5 protein-coding genes and 1 pseudogene are annotated in these 5,446 nt (G+C 71.2%); 4 read left to right on the top strand and 2 right to left on the bottom strand.

Annotated elements, in window-relative coordinates:
* Positions 1 to 1,344 (bottom strand): phosphoglucomutase (locus TFC3_RS13585; RefSeq protein ID WP_067499719.1); only part of this gene is annotated, 1,344 nt, incomplete at its 3' end.
* A 114-nt stretch (positions 1,345 to 1,458) separates the two neighbouring features.
* Between TFC3_RS13585 and TFC3_RS13580 the strand changes: the two genes are divergently transcribed.
* From TFC3_RS13580 to TFC3_RS13570, 3 genes are read left to right on the top strand one after another with little or no spacing between them, the layout of a single operon-like run.
* On the top strand, positions 1,459 to 3,105 hold the full coding sequence (locus tag TFC3_RS13580) for a copper resistance CopC/CopD family protein (RefSeq protein ID WP_082772033.1): 1,647 nt from the start codon (positions 1,459 to 1,461) through the stop codon (positions 3,103 to 3,105).
* 38 nt (positions 3,106 to 3,143) lie between these two features.
* On the top strand, positions 3,144 to 3,488 hold the full coding sequence (locus tag TFC3_RS13575) for an STAS domain-containing protein (RefSeq protein ID WP_067499717.1): 345 nt from the start codon (positions 3,144 to 3,146) through the stop codon (positions 3,486 to 3,488).
* A gap of 9 nt (positions 3,489 to 3,497) precedes the next feature.
* Positions 3,498 to 4,286, top strand: a complete 789-nt coding sequence (locus TFC3_RS13570; RefSeq protein ID WP_067499715.1) for a YaaA family protein — start codon at positions 3,498 to 3,500, stop codon at positions 4,284 to 4,286.
* 3 nt (positions 4,287 to 4,289) lie between these two features.
* On the opposite strand, the gene TFC3_RS13565 is transcribed toward TFC3_RS13570, so the two are convergent.
* Positions 4,290 to 4,979 (bottom strand): FKBP-type peptidyl-prolyl cis-trans isomerase, encoded by a 690-nt coding sequence (locus TFC3_RS13565; protein WP_369819674.1) that lies wholly within the window; start codon positions 4,977 to 4,979, stop codon positions 4,290 to 4,292.
* 87 nt (positions 4,980 to 5,066) lie between these two features.
* Between TFC3_RS13565 and TFC3_RS13560 the strand changes: the two are divergent.
* Positions 5,067 to 5,446 (top strand): annotated as a pseudogene (locus TFC3_RS13560) (hypothetical protein); the annotation flags it as partial.

Below are 5,446 nucleotides of genomic sequence, written 5' to 3'. Positions count from 1 at the left end.
GGCGTACGCGGGGGATCCGAACTTGCCGGTCAGATCCTTGTAGTGCTGGCTGGGGGTACGGCCGGTGGTGGCCAGAATCTCCGACGCCAGCAGGTCGAGCAGGATCCCGTCCTTGTCGGTGCTCCAGACGCTGCCGTCGCGGCGCAGGAACGAGCCCCCGGCGCTTTCCTCGCCACCGAAACCAACCGAGCCGTTGAGCAGGCCGGGGACGAACCACTTGAAGCCCACGGGCACCTCGTCGAGGCGCCGGCCCAGGTCAGCGGCCACGCGGTCGATCATCGAGGAGGAGACCAGGGTCTTGCCGATCGCTGCGCCGGACGGCCACTGCGTGCGTGCCGTGAACAGGTAGTTGATCGCGACTGCCAGGTAGTGGTTCGGGTTCATCAGGCCGGCATCGGGGGTCACGATGCCGTGGCGGTCGGCGTCGGCGTCGTTGCCGGTGGCCAGCTGGAAGCGGTCCTTCTGCTGGATCAGCGAGGCCATCGCGTGCGGCGACGAGCAGTCCATGCGGATCTTGCCGTCCCAGTCCAGGGTCATGAACCTGAACGTGGGGTCGACGTCCGGGTTGACGACCGTCAGATCCAGGCCGTAGCGCGAGCCGATCTCACCCCAGTAGGCCACCGACGCGCCGCCCAGCGGGTCGGCACCGATGCGCAACCCGGCGTTGCGGATGGCCTCCATGTCGATGACCGAGGACAGGTCATCGACATAGCTGGACAGGTAGTCGTAGCCCGACACGAGCTCGCAGGTGCGGGCGCGGGCGGCGCTGACCCGGCGGACATCCTTGAGACCGGCGGCGATCAGCTCGTTGGCGCGGTCCTGGATCCAGGTGGTGGCGTCGGTGTCGGCGGGCCCGCCGTTCGGCGGGTTGTACTTGAAGCCACCGTCGTCCGGCGGGTTGTGCGAGGGGGTGACCACGACGCCGTCGGCCAGCCCGTTGGTGCGGCCCCGGTTGTAGGTCAGGATCGCGTGCGACACCGCGGGGGTGGGCGTGTAGCCGTCGCGGCTGTCGATCAGCACGGTCACGTCGTTGGCGGCGAACACCTCCAGCGCGGAGATCATGGCCGGCTCGCTGAGCGCGTGGGTGTCGCGGCCCAAGAACAGCGGGCCGTCGGTGCCCTGCGCCTTGCGGTATTCGACGATCGCCTGGCTGGTGGCGACGATGTGATCCTCGTTGAACGCCGTCCTCAGGCTCGAACCGCGGTGCCCGGAGGTGCCGAACGCGACGCGCTGCCCGGCCACCGACGGGTCGGGGTGCTCGGTGTAGTAGCTGAGGATCACCCGGGGCACGTCGATGGTGTCGCGGGAATCGGCGGGGGTGCCGGCGCGGTCATGCACGGACATCGAAGGCCTCCTTGCAGCGGGGTGATCCGGCCAGGATCGTATCCTCGCCCGTACCCGCCCGTGGCGATCGGTAAGCCATTGAACCTTTCGAGACAGGGAAGCGAACTACCTGCCGTGAAGCGTGCCCTTGCCCTCCTGCTCCTCGTGCTGGCCGCGGCGGGCCTCACCGCCACGCCGGCCAGCGCCCACGCGGCGCTGATCAGCTCCTCCCCCGAGCCGGGCAGCGTCATCGGCTCGGCGCCCACCGAGATCGTCGTGCGCTTCACCGAGAACATCAGCATCGTTGCGGATCGCACGCAGGTGCTGGCCCCCGACGGCAAGCGCATCACCGGCACGGTCAGCTCGTCGGGACCGCTGCTGCGCATCGAGGTGCGGCACGCCGATCAGCCGCTGGGAACGTACCTGGTGAGTTATCGCATCATTTCGGCAGACAGCCATCCGGTCGGCGGCGCCCTCACGTTCTCGGTGGGTGCGCCCTCGGCGCGACCGGCGGAGAGCGACCCCACGGCCCTGCATCCCTCGGTGCGGGTGGCGGTTCCCACCATCAGAGCTCTCGGGTACGGCGGGCTCACGCTGATCATCGGGCCGGCCCTGATGCTGGCGCTGCTCTGGCCACGCCGCCGCTCCCGCCGCGCCCCGATCCTGCTGACGCGCGCCGGTCTGGTGGTGACAGCGGCGGCCACCCTCGGCGCGCTGTGGGCTCAGGCCCCGGCCGGTAGCGGCGCACCGCTGTGGGACGTGTCGGTCATCGAGCTGGCGGACGTGCTGGCCAGCCCGTTCGGGCTCACGCTGATCGCGCGGCTGGCCGTGCTCGCCGTGGTCGCCGCGCTGCTGCCGCCGGTGCTGCGGGGCGAGCGGTCACGCTGGCGGGCGCTGGTGCTGGCAGGGCTCGGGGTGGGCGGGCTGGTCACGTGGCCGCTGACCGGGCACGCCTCGGAGTCGCCGCTGCGCGCCGCGATCGTGGCCGCCGACGTGGTGCACCTGGCGGCCATGGCCGTGTGGATCGGTGGGCTGGTGACGCTGTCGGTGTTCCTGCTGCGCGGCACGCATCCCCGGGTGCTCGCCAGGATCCTGCCGGCCTGGTCGCGCTGGGCCGCGCTGTCGGTGGTGTGGCTGGTCGGGGCCGGGGTGGTGCAGGCGGTGGTGCAGGTCGGCTCGTTCGCGGCGGTGTGGGGCACCTCGTACGGCAAGATCCTGCTCGCCAAGGTTGCTGTGCTGGCCGCGGTGCTGGGGGTGGCCGCCTTGGCCCGCCGCTTCGTGCTCAGCTCCCGGGTGATGACGGCCGGCCCCGGGGTGCTGCGGCGCACGGTCGGCATCGAGGTGGTGGCCACGGTCGTGGTGCTCGGGCTGAGCGCGGTGCTGGTGCAGACCACCCCGGGACGTGACGTCACCACGGGACAGAGCGCGCCGGCGGTGCAAGGGGTGTCCGGCACGCTCACGGCGAACCTGTTCACGATGCAGTACTACGTGTATCCGGTGGAGCTGGGTGAGAACAACACCGTGCACGGGTTCACCTACACCCCGCAGGGCAAGCCGCTGCCCGCGCAGGAGTGGACCGTGACGACCCGGCTGCGCGACCAGGGCCTCGAACCCGTCTCGGCGCCGATGCTGCCGCTGACCCCGCGCAACGACGCGGTCGGGGCGCTGACGTTTCCGCTGCCCGGCACGTACGACATCACCTTCACCGTGCGAACCACGGAGATCGACCAGGCAACGGTCCGTACGACGATCACGGTCCCGCAGGTTCCGGGGCGCTCCTGACGGGGCAGAAGAAGGACTTGCCCAGGTGGGAGGCCCACGTGCAGGTGACCGTCATCGGCAACCCGGACGACTCGGTGATCGTGACCGTTCGCGGCAACCTCGACATCGACTCGGCGGTGGTGCTGGACACCACGCTCAATCAGGTGCTCGACCGGCCCGTGCCGCGGGTGGTGGTGGACCTGTCCGGCGTCGAGTTCTGCGACTCCACCGGGCTCAGCTCGTTCGTCATCGCGCACAACCGGGCCCGGTCCACCGGCGGCTGGGTGCGCCTGGCCTCGCCGAGCACGTGGCTGCGCGGCCTGCTGGAAACCGTAGGCCTGGCGCATGCGCTGGCACTGTATCCCAGCGTGGCCGACGCGCTGGCCGGCCACGGCGGAAGCTAACGTTTCCCGGTGCTGATCCTGCTCCCGCCCTCCGAGGGCAAGTCCACCCCTGCCGCCGGGGAACCCGCCGACCCGGCCGCGTTGTGGCTGCCGAAACTCGCGACCGCCCGCAAGCGGGTGCTCAGCAAGCTCGTCGCGTTGAGCAAGCGGACCAGCGCCAGGGCGGTCGCGGAGTCACTGGGGACGCTGGGGCTCCGCGCCGGTCAGCGCGGCGAACTCGACCGCAACGCCGGCCTGCTCACCGCCCCGGCGGCCCCGGCGGCGCAGGTCTACAGCGGGGTGCTGTACGAGGCGCTGGACCATGCGGCGCTACCGGCCGAGGCGCGCGGCTGGGTGGCGGAGCGCGCGGTGGTGTTCTCCGGGCTGTGGGGTGTGGTGCGCCTGACCGATCGGATCCCGGCGTACCGATGCTCGGCCGGGGTGGTGCTGCCGGGGATCGGCGGGCTGACGCCGTACTGGAAAAGTGCTCTGACCAGGAGCATGCCCGACGACGGCCCGGTGCTGGATCTGCGCAGCGGGGCCTATGCCGCGATGTGGGGGCCGCCGGCGCAGCGGTCGGTGGCTTTGCGCGTGCTGCACGAGCGGGTCGTGGACGGCGAGCTGCGGCGTTCGGTGGTCAGCCACTTCAACAAGGCCACCAAGGGCCGGATGGTCCGCGCGCTGGCCGTCGCCGGGGTCAGCGCCGCTGATGTCGACGAGCTGCTGAGTGCGCTGCGGGACTTGAAGTGGACCGTCGAGGAACGGCCGGTCGCCGCCGGCCGCCCCCGTCAGGCTGATGTCATCGTGCGCGAGCTGTGAGAACTACTGCGCGGCCAGGATGTCGATGATGAAGCGCAGGTCGCCCGCCGGACGGCCGCCGGTGGGGTGCTCACCGTAGGCCAGCTCGGCGGGGATGTCGAGCTGCACCCGGCTGCCCACCGGCACGCCGACCAGGCCCTGGTCCCAGCCCTTGATGAGCTGGCCCGCACCGACCGGGAAGACGGCCGGCTGACCGCGGTCCCAGGACGAGTCGAACTGCTTGCCGTCCTTGTAGGTGACGCCGATGTAGTTGGCCTGGATCGTCTGCCCGGCGGTCAGCTTGGGGCCCTTACCCACGATGATCGGCGTGACCACCAGCTTGGTGACGTCGCCCTTACCCGCCGTGATTTCCGGCTTCTGCTGCAGCGCCGGGTCGGCAGCGGTCTGCGGGGCCGCGTCGCTGGGCACAGGTTCGGGGGCGGCCGCCGAGGGTGCAGCCGCGCTCGCGGCCGGGGCGGCGGCGCTGGTAGTGGTGGTCTTGTCGTCGCCGCCGGCGACCTGGATGCCGATGAACACGGCGACCAGCACCGCGATCACCGCCACGCCGGCGAGCGCGCCCGCGAGCGCCTGGCCGCGACGCTTTCCGGCGGTCTTGTCCTGGACACTCATAGTTTGTGCCGCTCCTAGTCTTCTGGGCTCCGGACACCGTACTCGCCGTCCGGAGCCGATCACGGACGAACCACCGGGGATCATGGACCACAACGGACGGTTACTCAAATCGCTCTTCTCCATCACTCACTGAAGGTGAGAACGTGTACTCCCTTGCCAGGGGACATCACCGTGACCGAGGAGGGTCGGTTGCCGGACGACGACCGTGCGCCAGGTCGCCCGCAGCAGCCCAGGGCCGGCTACGGCTACCGCAGCACCGGGCGGCGCGGTGCCGCCGTACCACCGGAGCTTCTCGGCACCGGGCACCGGCGCCTCAGCGAGTTCCTCATGCCGGCCGCGGTCATCCTGGCCGGCGTGCTGGTCGTGGTCGCCGCGGGCTTCGTGATCAGCCGGGCGGTGCGCAGCAACGACACCACGGCCGCACCGCAGGTCCAGCCGCCCGCGCTCGGGGAGCTCCCGGCCAACCCCACCGACCAGTTCCCGATCCCCCTGGAGAGCGACCCCACCTCGCCGTCCCCCACGCCGACGCCGTCGTTGCCGCCCACCAGCAC

This window comes from Actinoplanes sp. TFC3 (assembly GCF_001553785.1).
Taxonomy (GTDB): Bacteria; Actinomycetota; Actinomycetes; order Mycobacteriales; family Micromonosporaceae; genus Actinoplanes.
Note: the sequence above shows the minus strand (reverse complement) of the source record. Positions and strands in the feature narration are given on the sequence as shown.

Bases quoted from the DNA above. Each gene is read 5' to 3' on its own strand.
- TFC3_RS13565 (WP_369819674.1), bottom strand. From the start codon at position 4,979: ATGATCCCCGGTGGTTCGTCCGTGATCGGCTCCGGACGGCGAGTACGG.